This window comes from Pseudoalteromonas sp. S2721 (genome assembly GCF_005887425.1).
Classification (GTDB): domain Bacteria; phylum Pseudomonadota; class Gammaproteobacteria; order Enterobacterales; family Alteromonadaceae; genus Pseudoalteromonas; species Pseudoalteromonas simplex.
In genome coordinates this window covers 1-231 of the sequence record NZ_PNCZ01000149.1, presented here as the reverse complement: position 1 = coordinate 231, position 231 = coordinate 1, and the positions used below count along the sequence as shown (strand labels likewise).

General features: G+C 42.9%; 1 pseudogene. It reads left to right on the top strand.

Features of this window, described 5'->3' with window-relative positions:
* Positions 1–231 (top strand): annotated as a pseudogene (locus CWC02_RS20620) (trigger factor); the annotation flags it as partial.

Genomic DNA, 231 nt, shown 5'->3' with positions numbered 1-231 from the left:
ACTAAAGCGTTACCAGCGTGTAAAGAATTAGAATTCGATGCAACTTTGGAACTTTACCAAGAACATCAAAAACAATGTTTAGAAAAAATCGCTGTTGAAAAGCCCGCTGTATCTTTAACTGACGAACACCTAGCTAACATGCTAGAAACTCTACGTAAGCAACACGCTTCTTGGGCTGAAGTTGACGCCGCTGCTGGCGAGAACGATCGGGTAACTATCGACTTCGTTGGT